11 protein-coding genes, 2 tRNA genes and 2 pseudogenes are annotated in these 14120 nt (G+C 72.1%); 7 read left to right on the top strand and 8 right to left on the bottom strand.

Annotated elements, in window-relative coordinates; translation table 11 throughout:
• Positions 1 to 39: 39 nt before the first annotated feature.
• Together ACFYXA_RS24705 and ACFYXA_RS24710 are read right to left on the bottom strand one after the other, a co-directional pair.
• The gene (locus ACFYXA_RS24705; RefSeq protein ID WP_389036398.1) at positions 40 to 912 is read right to left on the bottom strand and encodes a DUF2797 domain-containing protein; all 873 of its coding nucleotides are present in this window, start codon (positions 910 to 912) and stop codon (positions 40 to 42) included.
• The gene (locus ACFYXA_RS24710; RefSeq protein WP_389036401.1) at positions 833 to 1258 is read right to left on the bottom strand and encodes an HGxxPAAW family protein; all 426 of its coding nucleotides are present in this window, start codon (positions 1256 to 1258) and stop codon (positions 833 to 835) included. Before ACFYXA_RS24710 ends, ACFYXA_RS24705 begins: the two co-directional genes overlap by 80 nt.
• Positions 1259 to 1374: 116 nt before the next feature.
• Here ACFYXA_RS24710 and ACFYXA_RS24715 point away from each other — a divergent pair, with 116 nt between their 5' ends.
• Positions 1375 to 1869, top strand: a complete 495-nt coding sequence (locus tag ACFYXA_RS24715; protein ID WP_389036404.1) for a MarR family winged helix-turn-helix transcriptional regulator — start codon at positions 1375 to 1377, stop codon at positions 1867 to 1869.
• A gap of 87 nt (positions 1870 to 1956) precedes the next feature.
• On the opposite strand, the gene ACFYXA_RS24720 is transcribed toward ACFYXA_RS24715, so the two are convergent.
• Together ACFYXA_RS24720 and ACFYXA_RS24725 are read right to left on the bottom strand one after the other, a co-directional pair.
• A complete protein-coding gene (locus ACFYXA_RS24720) occupies positions 1957 to 2352 on the bottom strand; it encodes a hypothetical protein (RefSeq protein WP_389036407.1) in 396 nt (131 codons plus the stop codon).
• Between the two features lie 9 nt (positions 2353 to 2361).
• A complete protein-coding gene (locus tag ACFYXA_RS24725; protein ID WP_389036409.1) occupies positions 2362 to 3093 on the bottom strand; it encodes a hypothetical protein in 732 nt (243 codons plus the stop codon).
• A gap of 517 nt (positions 3094 to 3610) precedes the next feature.
• On the opposite strand from ACFYXA_RS24725, the gene ACFYXA_RS24730 reads away from it, so the two are divergent.
• Entirely contained in the window at positions 3611 to 4012 is a 402-nt protein-coding gene (locus ACFYXA_RS24730; protein WP_389036412.1) for a hypothetical protein, read from the top strand.
• 23 nt (positions 4013 to 4035) lie between these two features.
• Here ACFYXA_RS24730 and ACFYXA_RS24735 read toward each other — a convergent pair whose 3' ends face one another.
• Positions 4036 to 4266, bottom strand: a complete 231-nt coding sequence (locus ACFYXA_RS24735; protein ID WP_352252186.1) for a hypothetical protein — start codon at positions 4264 to 4266, stop codon at positions 4036 to 4038.
• 193 nt (positions 4267 to 4459) lie between these two features.
• Here ACFYXA_RS24735 and ACFYXA_RS24740 point away from each other — a divergent pair.
• From ACFYXA_RS24740 to ACFYXA_RS24750, 3 genes and pseudogenes are all read left to right on the top strand, one after another.
• Positions 4460 to 4862: pseudogene (locus tag ACFYXA_RS24740) on the top strand (XRE family transcriptional regulator); the annotation flags it as partial.
• A gap of 2 nt (positions 4863 to 4864) precedes the next feature.
• On the top strand, positions 4865 to 5335 hold the full coding sequence (locus ACFYXA_RS24745; protein ID WP_352252184.1) for an NUDIX domain-containing protein: 471 nt from the start codon (positions 4865 to 4867) through the stop codon (positions 5333 to 5335).
• A gap of 150 nt (positions 5336 to 5485) precedes the next feature.
• A pseudogene (locus ACFYXA_RS24750) lies at positions 5486 to 5932 on the top strand (tyrosine-type recombinase/integrase); the annotation flags it as partial.
• A 94-nt stretch (positions 5933 to 6026) separates the two neighbouring features.
• Here the strand turns inward: ACFYXA_RS24750 and ACFYXA_RS24755 are convergent.
• Positions 6027 to 6099 (bottom strand) — tRNA-Arg (locus ACFYXA_RS24755).
• A 187-nt stretch (positions 6100 to 6286) separates the two neighbouring features.
• A tRNA-Ser gene (locus tag ACFYXA_RS24760) sits at positions 6287 to 6377 on the bottom strand.
• A 156-nt stretch (positions 6378 to 6533) separates the two neighbouring features.
• Between ACFYXA_RS24760 and ACFYXA_RS24765 the strand changes: the two genes are divergently transcribed.
• Entirely contained in the window at positions 6534 to 7064 is a 531-nt protein-coding gene (locus ACFYXA_RS24765; RefSeq protein ID WP_352252182.1) for an SSI family serine proteinase inhibitor, read from the top strand.
• 216 nt (positions 7065 to 7280) lie between these two features.
• Entirely contained in the window at positions 7281 to 11897 is a 4617-nt protein-coding gene (locus tag ACFYXA_RS24770; protein ID WP_389036416.1) for a PAS domain-containing protein, read from the top strand.
• Positions 11898 to 12363: 466 nt separating this feature from the next.
• On the opposite strand, the gene ACFYXA_RS24775 is transcribed toward ACFYXA_RS24770, so the two are convergent.
• Positions 12364 to 14022 (bottom strand): long-chain fatty acid--CoA ligase, encoded by a 1659-nt coding sequence (locus ACFYXA_RS24775; RefSeq protein ID WP_352251994.1) that lies wholly within the window; start codon positions 14020 to 14022, stop codon positions 12364 to 12366.
• Between the last annotated feature and the right edge of the window lie 98 nt (positions 14023 to 14120).

Here is a 14120-nt window from a genome sequence, read left to right on the forward strand (position 1 = left end):
CCTCCCCGATGAAGGCCCTTTGCGCGGGCTGTCACTCCCTCAGAACAAGCCGTCTTGGAGGCTCGACCTGGTGAACTCCTTCACAGGCAGTCCGACTTCGGGACTTCCCTCCACCGGGACGAGCTGCCACCCCCGCATCAGCCGGGTGTCGAGCACGACCGCTCCGGCGGGCGTCCCCAGGTGGAGGTCGGGGCCCGCGGCCGCCAGGAGTTCGCCGTTCAGCATGCCGCCGGGGACCAGTTCGCTCACCTGCCCCAGCGGTGCCGGTGTGCCGTCGAGCCCGAACGCGCGGACATGGTCCACGGGGAGGAAGGGTTCCCGCCGCAACGACTCGGGCCAGGAAGCCAGTTCGACGGCCTGTGCGTGCAACGCGCTGATCTCCGCGGCTCTTTCCTCCGGCCTCAGCGGCAACTCGGCTCGTACGGCACGCTTCTCGGCGTACGGGATCCGGTCCGGGACGCGCAGGGCGGCCCGCAGCAGTTCCTCCGTGCGCCGGGCGGCCATCAGCGGGCCGGCGCCGAGCCAGCTGAAGCAGACCGCACCCTGCTCCAGCAGCCGGGCCGAACCCCGCTCGACCGCGGTGATCCCGACCTTGACCATGCCGGGCCCGAACCATGCGAGATACACCCGGTACGGCCGGGGGTCGTCGGCGATGCCGTCGGCGGCCACCGAGTGCGCCCGGTCCAGCCGCGCGCACTCCTCGCACCGGCCCCCCGTGCTCCGCCCCGGCACCTGCGCCCGCACCGGACACGAATGCCCTCGCGCCCCTGCACACTCCCGCACACCCCCCTCCACGACCCCGAAGGCCACCCGCTTCCCCCAGGACAGCGGGCTACGACGCCCCCCGTCCCACACCAGCTCGGGCCCCCGCTGCGACCACCGCAGCCCCGCGCACTTCCATGCCTGTGCCATCGCTCACCACCGTAGGCCCTGCCACTGACAAAGCCCCCGCCCTTCCGGGCGCACGCCCACGCCCGGCGAGGCGGCACCCCAGGCACTCCGGGTGGCCGCCCCGGGCGTGCGGGTCGCGCACCCGCATCCCCCACTCCTCCCGTGGCCGCACCCCCGGCGGCTTGCCCCACCCCGTCAGGTGCAACACCCAGGTGACCAGCGCGGCCAGGGCGACGATCACCAGCCCGACCGAGACCAGCGCGCCGGAGGAGACGCACACCCCGACACCCGCCACCGAGCCGCCGACGGCCGTGACGGCGACCCCGGTCCAGCCCGCGATCGTGTGCCCTTCGTCGTACAGAGACATAGAACCCTCACGCTCTAAGAAGTTGCAGTACTTAACTTCTTACAAGGTAAGAGAAACCGAAAGCGGATAACAAGGAGCCAGCACCACCGGAACCGGAGAGGAAGCGAACCCCCGCGATGACAGCCGCCCAGCCCCCTCGCCCCGCCGCGACCCCAGCCCAGGCGCTGGCCGCGATGGACGACCTCATCGCGGCCCACCTGGTCGGCCAGCAGGAGATGGCCCAGCGCCTGGGCCTGAACGTGAGCGACCTCACCTGCCTCGGCTACGTCTTCCAGGCCGGCGAGGACCTCCTCACCGCGGGCGACCTCGCGACCCGGGTCCATGTCACGACCGGCGCGGTCACCGGCATCCTCAACCGCCTCGAACGCGCCGGCTACGTCACCCGCCGCCCGGACCCCCGGGACCGCCGCCGCGTCCGTGTGGCCCCCCGGCCCGACGCGGCGGCACGCGTCCAGGCCCTCTACGAGCCGTACTACGCCCGCCTGAACGCCCTCTTCGCCGACTACGCCCCCGAGGAGATCGCCGTCCTCACCGACTTCTTCACCCGCACGACGAACCTGGCCAACGCCTACCGCGACGAACTGCGCGACCAGGCCGACGAGTCCTCCTGACGGGAAGCCGCCGGGCCACTGCGCTCGCACACGACGAAGCCCCCTCCGGGAGGACCCGGAGGGGGCTTCGACACGCCGAGACGGATGTCAGCCGACGAGGCCGACGGACACGAGCCCGCCGCCCGCGGCGATCGCGCAGGCGATCCCGCGCTGCCACCACGTGACGGTCTCGGGGCGTCCGCGCGTCGCCATCACCAGGACGGAGTTGGCGGCGAACGCCGGGAGCAGGACGCCGAACAGCGCGAACGTCCCGACCGCGGACAGGGACAACTCCACCCGCGCCATCAGAGCGCCGACGGCCATGGCGACGGCGGCGAGCGCGTACAGCGCCGCCGACACGAGCGTGATGTCGTCCTTCCTCAGCGGCACGGGACCGCGCCGCTTGTGGTGGTTCCAGTGACGCCGCTCGGTGCCGAACCGGGCCAGCACCATGATCACCACCTCGACCGCGAGGGCGATCACCGCCACGTGCTCGATCGTCATGCCGTCACCTCACTTGTGGCAGGCCTGGGAGATGGCCGAGATCCCGATGAACGCCTTCACTGCCTCACGCTCCGCGGAACCGACACGCTTGCCGTTCACGAAGCGCCAGATGATGTTCGCGGTCTTCTTCGCGCCGTACCTCTTGAACAGCGCCACGGCCCGGACCACCTTGATGCTGGAACCGGCCGGCGCGAAGCTGATCAGGACGGCCGCGATGGCCGCACCGCACTTGACGACGAACTTGGTCTTGTCCCACCACCCGAAGGCGGCGCCCGGGTGGCCCCCCTTGCTGCCGCCGGTGAGCTGGGCGAGGACGGTGTCGCGCACCTCCGCGTTGGCGAAGACGGGCAGCAGCGCGGCCTGGGCCTCGGCGTCGCCGGGGTAGGCGGCCTGCACCAACTGCTGGGCGGTGGGCTTCGTCGGCAGCGCGGCCAGACGGGTGCGGAAGGCCTCCGCGTCCGGGGCGGGGCGGGTCAGCGCTATGTCCAGCGCGGCGGCGAACTGCTCCTCGGTCACGCCGAGTGCGGACACGCTCTCCGAAAGCGCCGCGCCCTGCTCCTTCTCCGCGGGCGTGAGGCCCGAGTCGTCGACGGCCACAGCGGCGCTGACAGCGGCCTGCGGCGCCGGCTCCGCGGCATGGGCGCCGGCGGCGGTGGCGAAGAGGGCGCCGGCGGTCACCGCGGCGACGATCATGGCACTGGTGCGGTGGAACGTGCTGCGCGGCCTGGTACTGATGGTCATGCTCAAGTCCCCGTGTTTCATGTTCACTTGTATGAGGCGGTGTGTGCCTCGGTGGTCGAAATGAACGTATGACTTCGGAGAAGCCCCGTAAAGGATCTTGAGGAAGATCAGAGCTGGCCATGGCTGGCGGTGCCCGGTGGCGTTGGCGGCGAACTCGCTGACGCACTGGGGCTGATCGGGCGGGTGACGACGGACCGGGAGGCGGGGACGGAGGCGGCCTATCATCGGCGGGGCGTGTTCGTGACCTCCCCGGTGGACGGCTGGACCCTGACCCACGGCCGGACTCACCTCACCGCCCTACTGGTCTTGGAGCGGTGCGACGATGAATGACTCCTGCCAGGCGCGTGCCAGATCGTGCGGGGAACAGCGGGGAACCAATCAGCCGTCCACCGCGCGTCTGTGTCGTGCTGCCGCAGGTCAGGCCTGGAGCAAGCCTTAGACGCCTTGAGTTTCCCAAGCTGAGGTCTCCTCGTGAAAGCGGGTCTTGCTGTCAGACGTGCGCTGTACGGTCCGCTCCATGGCTGAGAGACCGACGACGAACTGGCGCAGGGGCATAGCCGAGGAGGCCGCGGAGCTTGCCGCCGGCGCCCTGGATCCCGACTGCGCGTGCGTGGTCGAGCTGTTCCCCGAAGAGCTCTTGCTGGAGACCGATGCCGTCCTCGACGTCTTCGAGGCCGAGTTGCCCACGCTCGCTGAAGGAGACGACGCACGGATCTTCGCCGCAGTGGAGCGCGTCGTCCTGGCCCTGAACGCCGTGAACGAGACTCACGACGAGTGCGCCTTCGAAACCGATGAGCGCGAGCAGTTGTGCGCCTACATCGATGAGGCGCTCATCGAGCAGGGGGTCGACGTCGCGGCCCTGACCGCCAGACACGGGCTCGGTCGGTTCGAGCTCACGGACCGGTGGCGGGACTGGTGAGCAACCCCTCGTCGGGAGAATCTTCAGTAGATGACGACTCTCCAGCGTTCGACCCACAGCAACCAGTCCCCGCCCGTTCCGCGGACCTGGACCCGGTCGCCTTCAACCTGCCAGACCTCGCCGTAGAACGTGGCGCTGGGAAGGTCTACTCGGACGACGTCGTGGACGTCCAGGTCCTCCGCGACAGGACGAGCCCACTCGTTCAGACAGTGGTCGCAGAGGTAGCCGACCACATGGCGCCCCTCAACAGTCATCGGCCAGCCCGGACGTACCGCTTCGACGAGGCACTGAGGGCACGGGTCGGCAGTGTGTGCGCCTACTGATCGGGACATCGTCCGAGCCTGCTGTACAGCAACGAAGTACAGCAACCCCAGCAGCCGGGGTCGTCCGGTAGCACCCTCCCGAGACCGCATCACGACCGGTATGACCGTCACCGACCGATCCACATGGCCATCGCTCAGGCAGGCACGCCCCGCTCGTGCGGTCAGTCCGGAACTTGTGGCCCTCTACGACCAGCGGGCGGACATCCCTGTCTCCACCTTTGTGAACATGCTGACCCAGGCACGCGAGCAGATCGACGTGTTGGTGTACGCCGCTGCACAGTCGGCGACGCGGACACTCCCAACGTCCAACAGCACGGCGACGAAGAGAAGTTCGGCCACGGCACGACGCCTCACAACTCGATCTACCGGGCTGACGATCAGGCTCTGGTCAACGCGTCTGGGGCGTGAACGCCTACAGCGCCCCTGTCTGGCACCTGCGCCGAAACGGGAAAGGCGGCATGTTCGACACCTACGCCGACAGTTTCGGCGCCGTGTGGGCGACCGCGACGCCAGTACGAGAGAAGTGATCATGGCACGCACTGAGTACTACGACGACCCAGACGCCCCCAAGCCCAGCAGTCTGGTCGTCGCCGCGTCCGCGGTGGTCACGGACGACGAGGGCCGCATCCTCCTGCAGCGCCGGCGATACAACGATCTATGGGCGCTGCCCGGCGGCGGCATGGAGATGACCGACTCCCTGCCAGGAACCGCCGTCCGCGAGGTGAAGGAGGAAACGGGCCTGGACGTGGAAGTCACGGGGCTCGTCGGGACCTACACGGATCCACGCCACGTCATCGCCTATACGGACGGCGAGGTGCGTCGACAGTTCAACGTCTGCTTCACCGTCCGTGTGGTCGGGGGCCAGCTTGCGATCTCGGATGAATCCACGGAGCTGAGGTTCGTCCAGGCCGAGGAGATTGATCAACTGCCCATGCACCATACGCAGCGGCTACGAATCCGGCACTTCCTGGAGCAACGTGAGCGGCCCTATCTCGGTTGATGGCACGCAGGCGTCCGCGCTTGTCCGCCGTTGTTCACCTGCGTTGTCATGCGGATAGACACTCACAACCCCCTCGCTGCGGACTGCGGGCGGGGAAGTCGCTGAGGTCATCCGGCCTGATCACTCGGCCGTCAGCGGCTTGAGACGGCTGCGGGCCGTCAGATCCTCCACCGGGAGACGAAAACCGAGGAGTCGGACGACTTCCTTCCCCTGCCCGCGTTCTGCCTCAAGACGCTGCGCATGCGCCACGCCCAGCAGACCGGGGATCGGAAGGCGGCGGGGGAACTCTGGCAGGACACCCGCGGTCTGGTCTTCACCACGAAGTACGGGACGCCCATCGAGCCGGGGAACCTGACACGCATGTTCGCCCTGCGTGCCCGCCGCGCCGGCCTCCGTGTGATCCCGCTGCGCAACACCCGGCACACGTGCAGCTCGCTGCTCGTCGCCCTCAAGGTCCACCCGAAGGTGGCTCAGCGGATCCTCCGTCACTCGCAGATCGCGATGACGATGGAGGTCTACGCGGAAGCGAGCGAGGAAGAGGTGCGCGCCGCACTCGGCAAGTTGTCGGCAGCGATGGGCGGCAGCGAAGCGGGCTGACATCAAGACCTGACATCAACCGTTGCTGTACTTCGCTGCTGTACGGCACGACAAAGCCCCCTCCGGGATGATCCCGAGGGGGCTTTGACCTGTGTGCACTCGGCAGGATTCGAACCTGCAACCTTCTGATCCGTAGTCAGATGCTCTATCCGTTAAGCTACGAGTGCTTGTGTGTTTTCAGTTTTTGTCTTCGCTCTCGGTCCTTTCGGCCCGCTCGCGGCGACAGGAAGAACATTACATGACTGCCGCCGCCATGTGAAATCCGATTCGCACACCCCTTGTGACCTGCGAAAACGCCTGGATGGCGGGGTAACGACGAAGCCCCGGTCACGGGGACCGGGGCTTCAGGACGAGCGGAGGCGGAGGGATTTGAACCCTCGATGGGCCGTAAAGCCCAAACCGCATTAGCAGTGCGGCGCCATAGACCGGACTAGGCGACGCCTCCAGCACAACCGCTCGCTCGCGTGCGAGTGGTGCGTGCAGATGATGACACAGTCGAGCGTCGTGTCACCAATCGGCCTCCACGGTACTAGGCAGGCGGGTCGCAGGGCAAAGCCATTGGGCGGCGCAACGTCCGCGCGCCGGTCGCGTTGGTCAGGTCATGTCGCAGGTCACCTCACGAGTCGTGTCACAGCGCGCGCCGCTCCGGCGCCTCGCCGTCACCGCCCTCGCCCTCGCCGTCTCCGTCACCTCGTCCGCCGCCTTCGCCGCCACCGCCGGGCCCCTTGTGCCGCCGCCTCCGCCTGACGAGGACCGGGTGTTCGGGGATCACCTCACCGTCACTGTGCGCGACGCGGGCGAGGGAGCGGACGGGACGTTCGAGCTGTACTGCCGTCCCGCGGGCGGTACTCACCCGGACGCCTCGGAGGCGTGCCGGGCGCTGGAGCAGAACGCCCGGTGGGGGACGGACACCTTCGCCCCCGTCCCGGACGACAGCGTGTGCACCATGCGGTACGGCGGCCCCGCCACCGCCCGTGTCACCGGCCGCTGGGCCGGCCGTCCCGTCGACGCGACGTTCGACCGCGCCGACGGCTGCCGCATCGAGCGGTGGGACCGCTTCGTACCGCTGCTGCCCGCGGTGGGCGGGCAGACGCCCGCGATGGCCGGCGGGGCGGGCGGTCGGGTTCCGTAACGGAGGGCGGGGCGGGGTGTGGACGTCGCGAGGAGGTCACGCGGAGTCGTCGGGGGCGGTCACACGTTCTCCGTCACTTCGTCGTGCGAGCTCCCTCGCATCCGGCACCGGCAGCCCGACCCGAGCCCTTAGACTCCCTCGCGTGACACGCTGCGGGACGGTTGGCAAGATGGCCCGAGCGGTCGGCAAGGTGCGGTAACAGGGAGGAAGCGACTCGTGAGCAGCAGGCCATCCCGAGGCGCTGCTCGCCTCGCAGCCATACTGGACGCCCTTCCCGACGCGTTGGTGCTGGTCAACGCGAACGGGACCGTCGTCAACGCGAACACCATCGCGCTGGAGGCATTCGAGGCGCCCGGGACCGCCCTCGTCGGACGGGGGCTGCTCGATCTGCTTCCGCAGTTCGACTCCAAGCTCATCCCCGGCTCCATGCGACGCCCCGACCACATGGATCCGCGCGGACGCACCAAGCCGACCCGGATGGTCGCCCGGCGCACCGACGGCACCGAGTTCCCCGTCGAGGTCACGAGCGCCAACCTGGAGAACGCCCAGCAGGCCTACGACAACCAGGGCTACGCCGGCGACGAGCTGCTGATGCTCGTCGTACGCGACCTGTCGGGCACCGTCGACACCGAGGCCGAACTCGCGCGCTCGCAGCGGCAGACCGAGATGATCCTTCGGGCCGCCGCCGAGGGCGTCGTCGGCACCGACACCGACGGGCGGATCGTGCTCGTCAACCCCGCCGCCGCGCAGATCCTCGGCTACCGGGCGAGCGACCTCGGCGGCAAGGAGCTGCACGCCCTCGTCCTGCACTCGCGCACCGACGGCACGCCGTTCCCGTACGACGAGTCGCCGCTCGCCGACACCCTGCGCTCCGGGCGCAAGCACCGGGTGCGCGGCCAGGTGCTGTGGTCCAAGAGCGGGGACAAGGTCTCCGTCGACCTGACGACCGCGCCGGTGCGCGACGGCGACCAGCTCGTCGGCGCCGTCATGACCTTCACCGACCGCCGGCCGTTCGACTCGCTCGCCGAGGAGAAGGCCGCCGTCGAGAAGCGGCACGAGGAGGCGCTGGAGAAGCTCTCCGAGGAGCACGCCTCCGACCTCACCGCGCTGCGCCAGCAGCACGTCGCCGAGCTGGAGGAGCTGCGCGACAAGCACGAGGAGGAGCTCGCCGCCGGCGAGGAGCGCTACGCCGCGCTGGGCGAGCGGGAGAAGGACCGCTACGAGGCCCTCGCCGCCCGGCACGAGCAACTCCTCACCCTGCTCGGCCGTTCGCTGCGCGGGCCGCTGGACGAGCTGCGCCGTGAGCTGTCCGCGCTCGCCGCCGACGACGCAGGGCAGCTGTGGCCCGAGGCCAACCAGGTGCTGCACCACCTGTCGGCCGGGTACGCGCGCATCACCACCCTCATCGACAACGTCCTCGGCTACCAGCGGCTCGACGCCGCCGGCGAGGGGATCAGCCGTACGAAGGTGATGCTCGACGCGGTGGTCGCCGCGGGTGTCGACGGGGCCGTCGAACTCGTCGGGCCGGGGCGGGTGCAGTTCGCCGTGCACGCGCCGCCCATCGAGGCCGAGGTCGACGCGCGGCTCCTCGCGACCGCGCTCGCGCACCTGGTGGCCGACGTCGCCGGCGTCGACGCCACCGGCAACGCGCCCGTCTCGACGGGCGGTTACATGGACAACACGGTCGTCGTGGCGGCCGCCCAGCGCGGCGAGGTCGTCCGGATCGAGGTGCGCGGGCCGTACGCGGGCGGCGACCCGGTGCACGAGCCGATCGTGCGCGGGATCGTGCGGGCGCACGGCGGTGTGCTCCAGACCCACGAAGTGCCGGGCATGAGCGGCAACGCCTACGTCCTCGAAGTCCCGTTGGGCGGCGGGGCCGGCGCGGTCGTCGCCGCCCCGGCCGCCCCCGTGGGCTCCGCGCTCGCGCTGCCCGCCCAGGCGGGGCACGACGACATGGCGGCGGGTGCGGGAGCGCTGGAGGCGGTGGCCCCCGACGGCATGGCCGCGGGCGCGCCGGGGTCAGGCGCGGGGCGGCGGCGGGCCCGGCGGTCCTCCGTCGACGCCTTCCTGGAGAGCGACCTTCCCGGCGCGGCCGCGGACGGCGGCGAGGCGGAGGCCGCCACGCCGACCGGACGGCGGCGCCGGCGCGGGCCGGCCGCCGAGGAGCCGCAGGCTGAGACGCCGGAGGAGCAGACGGACGCCTCCGGGGGCACCGGGCGGCGCCGCGGACGGCCCGCCGAGCCCGCGGGCGGAGACGCGGAGAACGCCGCCCCGGGCGCGGGTTCGGGTGTCTCGGAGGGCGCGGTCGTCACGGCCGCCGAGCACGCGGCGGGGACCGCGGCCTCGGGCACGGGTCTGGGCGGCACCGTTCCGCCGCAGGGCGTGCCCGCGCCCGCCGGACGCCGGGCCCGGCGCGCCGGCGAGGAACAGCACGCGCTGCCGCCCGCCCTGCCGGCGGTGGCGGGAGCGTCCGCGCCGGGCGAGGCGGCGGACGGCGAGGGCGGCGCGCAGCCGACCGGACGCCGTCGGCGCGCCCTGGCCGCCGCGAACGAGCGCGCCGCCGCGCAGGAGGCCGCGCCCCGCACGGTGTTCGCCCTGCCGCCGGCCGAGGCTGACCGGCCGGCCGAGGACGAGGCCGCCGCCGGGGTTGAGGGCGCCGCAGGAGCCGTTGCGGGAGCCGGCGGCGGTGCGGGAGTCCAGGCCGTGGGACAGGTGCCGGGGACCGACGTGCAGCCGGCGCCCATGCCGATGCCTATGCCCATGCCGGTTCCGGTTCCTGTGGTTCCGGTTCCTGCGGCGGGCCAGCAGATTCCCGTCCCGGGTCAGCAGGTTCCGGTGCCGGGTCAGCAGGTTCCCGTCCCGGGGCAGTCGGTGCGGGTCCCCGCGCCCGGGCAGCCGGGGCCGATCCCGGTTCCCGTAGCGGGACAGCAGGTTCCGGCGCCCGCTCAGGCGGTCCAGCAGCCGACGCCGGCTCAGGTTCCGGCGCAGGGCACGTCCGAGGACGCCCTGCTCGACCACGCACGCCATGACGCCGCCCCGCTCGACCAGGCCGACGACCACACGCCTCCCCAGCCGCATCCGACGAGCGCGCCCACGGGGCGTCGTAGGCGTGCCGTGGGTCAGCCGGCGGCGGAGGCCGCCGAGGCGCCCGGCGCTGTGCCGCCCGGTGCCGTACCCGCGCAGGCTCAGGCGCAGGAGATCGGCGGGGCGGCGGCGCCGGCCGCGGGGCAGCCCGTCGCACAGGTCCAGCCGGATCCGAACGGGCGGCAGCCGGGGGTCGCCGTACCCGCGCAGGGCGCGGCAGGTCAGGCCGATCCGGGCCGGCCGGCTCCCGCGCAACCGGCCGCACCTGGGCAGCCGACCGCCGGCCAGCCCGCCGCCGCAGCCGGACAGCCCGCCGCCCCGGGGCAGCCGCTCCCGACGCAGACGGCCCCGGCCCAGTCAGCTCCCGCCCAGGCACCGGCCCCCGCTCCTGCGAGCGAGCCCGCGCCGACGACCACTCCGAGCACCGGCACCCCGTTGCCGCCCGAGGCCGCCGTGGCCCAGCCGCGGGTCGCGCAGCCGCTGCCGGCGGAGACCGCCGCCCGGCCCGAGGACCCCAACTCCACGCAGGGACGCGCGATCAGCGTGCGGACGCTCGGCCAGGGCGTGCCGTTCACCCGGCAGGCCGCCCAGGTCCAGCAGGCTGCGGCGCGTCAGGCGCCGCAGCCGCTCCAGCCCTCGGGCACGCCCGCGCCGAACGCGCCGGGCGGTTCCGGCCGCCGCCGCAAGCTGGGCACGCCGCCCGACCCGGCCGCGCGACCGGAGCAGACGGCACGTCCGCACCCGCAGAACGAGCAGCCCGCCGTGGCGCAGGCCCCCGTGCCCCAGGCGCCGGCGGCCGCTCCGCAGGCCGCGCCCGCCCCGCAGCCGTCCCTCGGGGGCCAGCCGCTGCCCGGGCAGTCGATGGCCGGGCAGACGCGGCTCGCGCCCGGGACCGAGGGGATCGGACGGTCGTACGCCATAGGCGCACCGGACGAGAACGCCGCCGAGGGGCCCGAGCCGCTCGACGGGCCGGGCGGGGCCGTCGAGGTGGCGGACCCGCCGCGTCCGCAGCCGCTGGACGACGAACTGCCGCCGGAGCCCCTGGACAACCCGCGTCGGCTGCTGGTCTGGCCGGCCCCGGACGTCAGCACCCAGCAGGCGCTCAGCGACCGCGGGTACCGCCCGGTGATCGTGCACTCCCGCGAGGAGGTCGACGCGCAGATCGCCGCCTTCCCGGCCGCGCTGTTCGTCGACCCGCTGACCGGACCCATCACGCGCACCGCGCTGCAGTCGCTGCGTCAGGCGGCGGTGGCTGCCGAGGTGCCGGTGCTGGTGACGGCCGGTCTCGGACAGGCGACGCGCGAGGCGGCGTACGGCGCCGATCCCGCCGTGCTGCTGAAGGCGCTCGCCCCGCGTGACAGCGAACAGCATCCGCCGCGGGTGCTGCTCATCGAGGAGCACGCGGAGATCGCGCTGGCGCTGACCTCGACGCTGGAGCGGCGCGGGATGCAGGTGGCCCGGGCGGCGAGCGACGCGGACGCGGTCACGCTGGCCTCGCAGCTGCGGCCGAACCTGGTGGTGATGGACCTGATGCAGGTGCACCGCGGGCGGGCCGGGATCGTCGACTGGCTCCGGGCGAACCAGCAGCTCAACCGCACCCCGCTGGTCGTCTACACCGCCGCCGTCGACCAGGCCGACCTGCCGCGGCTGGCGTCCGGCGAGACGGTGCTGTTCCTCGCGGAACGGTCCACCAGCACGGAGGTCCAGGACCGGATCGTCGACCTGCTGGCCCGCATCGGCACCAACTGACGCCCGCCGCCCCGCCCTCCGAAGGGGTGCGGGGCGGTCCCGTCGGTCCACCGCCGCCCCTGCGGCGCGCGACGGATGCGTGTCCGGCCCGGCACAGCCCACACACGCGTGCGGCCTCGCACGCCCGGACACGCGCCTGGCCCCGCGCGGCGCCGACGCCGGTCGCCGCCGCCCTGCACCCGCCCCGCACGCAGACCGCGAACCCGGCGGCGCTGGTCCACCTCAAGGAAGCTGAGCAACTCGGCCAGGCGGGCAGCGCGTCCCACCCGGAATCGTCGTCGGCGCCGACGTACTCGAAGAGGGTGATCTTCGCGAAATCGTCTCCGTCGCCCCGGCGAGCTCCCGGCCGGCTGGTCCGACCGCGTCAACCGACCGCCGCGGAGCGCTTGTCACCGTCCCGGCTCGGGCAAGCGCACGACAGGAGCCCCCGACTTACCGGGTCGGGGGCTCCTGACTGCTGTTGAGGTCAGCTGAGAGTGGTGACGTCCAGCTCCCCCGACCTGTGTGCTTCACGAATCTTCTTCTTGTCGAACTTGCCCACGCTGGTCTTCGGGACCGTCTCGACGATCGTCCAGCGCTCCGGGAGCTGCCACTTGGCGATCTTGCCCTCCTCGGCGAGGAAGGCGCGCAGGCTCTCGAAGTCGGCGGCGGCGCCCTCCCTGAGGACGACGGTGGCCAGCGGGCGCTCGCCCCACTTGGCGTCGGGGACCGCGACCACGGCGGCCTCGGCGACGTCCGGGTGGGACATCAGCGCGTTCTCCAGGTCCACCGACGAGATCCACTCGCCGCCGGACTTGATGACGTCCTTGGCGCGGTCGGTGAGGGTGAGGAAGCCCTCGGGGGAGATGATGCCGACGTCGCCGGTCTTGAGCCAGCCGTCCTCGCTGAACTTGTCGGCGGGACGCAGGGGTTCGGCGTCGGGGCCGTTGTAGTAGGCGCCGGCGATCCACGGGCCGCGCACCTCCAGCTCGCCCGCGGACTCGCCGTCCCAGGCGAGGCGTTCGCCGCCGGGGCCGGTGAGGCGGGCCTCGACGCCGGCCGGGAAGCGGCCCTGGGTGAGGCGGTAGGCGAACTCCTCGTCGGTGCCGACCGCGGCGGCCGGCGGACGGGCGATGGTGCCGAGCGGGGAGGTCTCCGTCATGCCCCAGGCGTGGCAGACCCGCATGCCCAGGTTGTCGAAGGCCGTCATCAGGGAGGGCGGACACGCGGAGCCGCCGATGGTGACCTGGGTGAGGGAGGAGACGTCGCGCGGCTTGGCGGTGAGCTCGGCCAGCAGACCCTGCCAGATGGTGGGGACGGCGGCCGCGTGGGTCGGCTTCTCGCTCTCGATCATCTCGGCGAGCGGGCCGGGCTGGAGGAAGCGGTCCGGCATCAGCATGTTGACGCCGGTCATGAAGGTGGCGTGCGGCAGGCCCCAGGCGTTGACGTGGAACTGGGGGACCACGACGAGCGAGGTGTCCTGGTCGGTGAGGCCCATCGACTGGGCCATGTTCACCTGCATGGAGTGCAGGTAGATGGAGCGGTGGCTGTAGACCACGCCCTTGGGGTCGCCCGTGGTGCCGGAGGTGTAGCACATGGCGGCGGCCTGGCGTTCGTCCAGCTCGGGCCAGTCGTAGGCGGTGGGCTTGCCGGCGATCAGGTCCTCGTACTCGTGCACCCGGACGCTCGCGCCGGCGAGGAGGGAGCGGTCGCCGGGGCCGGTGACGACCACGTGCTCGACCGTCTTGAGGTGCGGGAGCAGCGGGGCCAGCAGCGGCAGCAGCGAGCCGTTGGCGATCACGACCCTGTCCGCGGCGTGGTTGACGATCCAGGTGAGCTGCTCGGCGGGCAGACGCAGGTTCAGGGTGTGGAGGACGGCGCCCATCGAGGGGATCGCGAAGTAGGCCTCGACGTGTTCGGCGTTGTTCCAGGCGAGCGTCGCCACCCGTTCGTCGCCGGTCACCCCGAGGTCGTCGCGCAGGGCGTGCGCGAGCTGGGCGGCCCGGGCGCCGATCTCGGCGAAGGAGCGGCGGTGCGGTTCACCCTCGCCGGTCCAGGTGGTCACCTGCGATGTGCCGTGGATCGTGGATCCGTGAGTCAGGATCCTCGAGATCAGCAGCGGTACATCCTGCATGGTGCTCAGCACGGCGTCCTCCCAGGTGCGGCGACATTGCCTACGCGGTGGTAACGGTTGCGCTGATTCTGCGCACATACCGCGCGGTATGTCACTAGGGGGGCGATGAT

Source organism: Streptomyces sp. NPDC002566, assembly GCF_042889585.1.
In the GTDB taxonomy this organism is placed as follows: Bacteria; Actinomycetota; Actinomycetes; order Streptomycetales; family Streptomycetaceae; genus Streptomyces.

Bases quoted from the DNA above. Each gene is read 5' to 3' on its own strand.
- ACFYXA_RS24705 (WP_389036398.1), bottom strand. From the start codon at position 912: ATGGCACAGGCATGGAAGTGCGCGGGGCTGCGGTGGTCGCAGCGGGGG.
- ACFYXA_RS24710 (WP_389036401.1), bottom strand. From the start codon at position 1,258: ATGTCTCTGTACGACGAAGGGCACACGATCGCGGGCTGGACCGGGGTC.
- ACFYXA_RS24715 (WP_389036404.1), top strand. From the start codon at position 1,375: ATGACAGCCGCCCAGCCCCCTCGCCCCGCCGCGACCCCAGCCCAGGCG.
- ACFYXA_RS24720 (WP_389036407.1), bottom strand. From the start codon at position 2,352: ATGACGATCGAGCACGTGGCGGTGATCGCCCTCGCGGTCGAGGTGGTG.
- ACFYXA_RS24725 (WP_389036409.1), bottom strand. From the start codon at position 3,093: ATGACCATCAGTACCAGGCCGCGCAGCACGTTCCACCGCACCAGTGCC.
- ACFYXA_RS24730 (WP_389036412.1), top strand. From the start codon at position 3,611: ATGGCTGAGAGACCGACGACGAACTGGCGCAGGGGCATAGCCGAGGAG.
- ACFYXA_RS24735 (WP_352252186.1), bottom strand. From the start codon at position 4,266: ATGACTGTTGAGGGGCGCCATGTGGTCGGCTACCTCTGCGACCACTGT.
- ACFYXA_RS24745 (WP_352252184.1), top strand. From the start codon at position 4,865: ATGGCACGCACTGAGTACTACGACGACCCAGACGCCCCCAAGCCCAGC.
- ACFYXA_RS24765 (WP_352252182.1), top strand. From the start codon at position 6,534: ATGTCGCAGGTCACCTCACGAGTCGTGTCACAGCGCGCGCCGCTCCGG.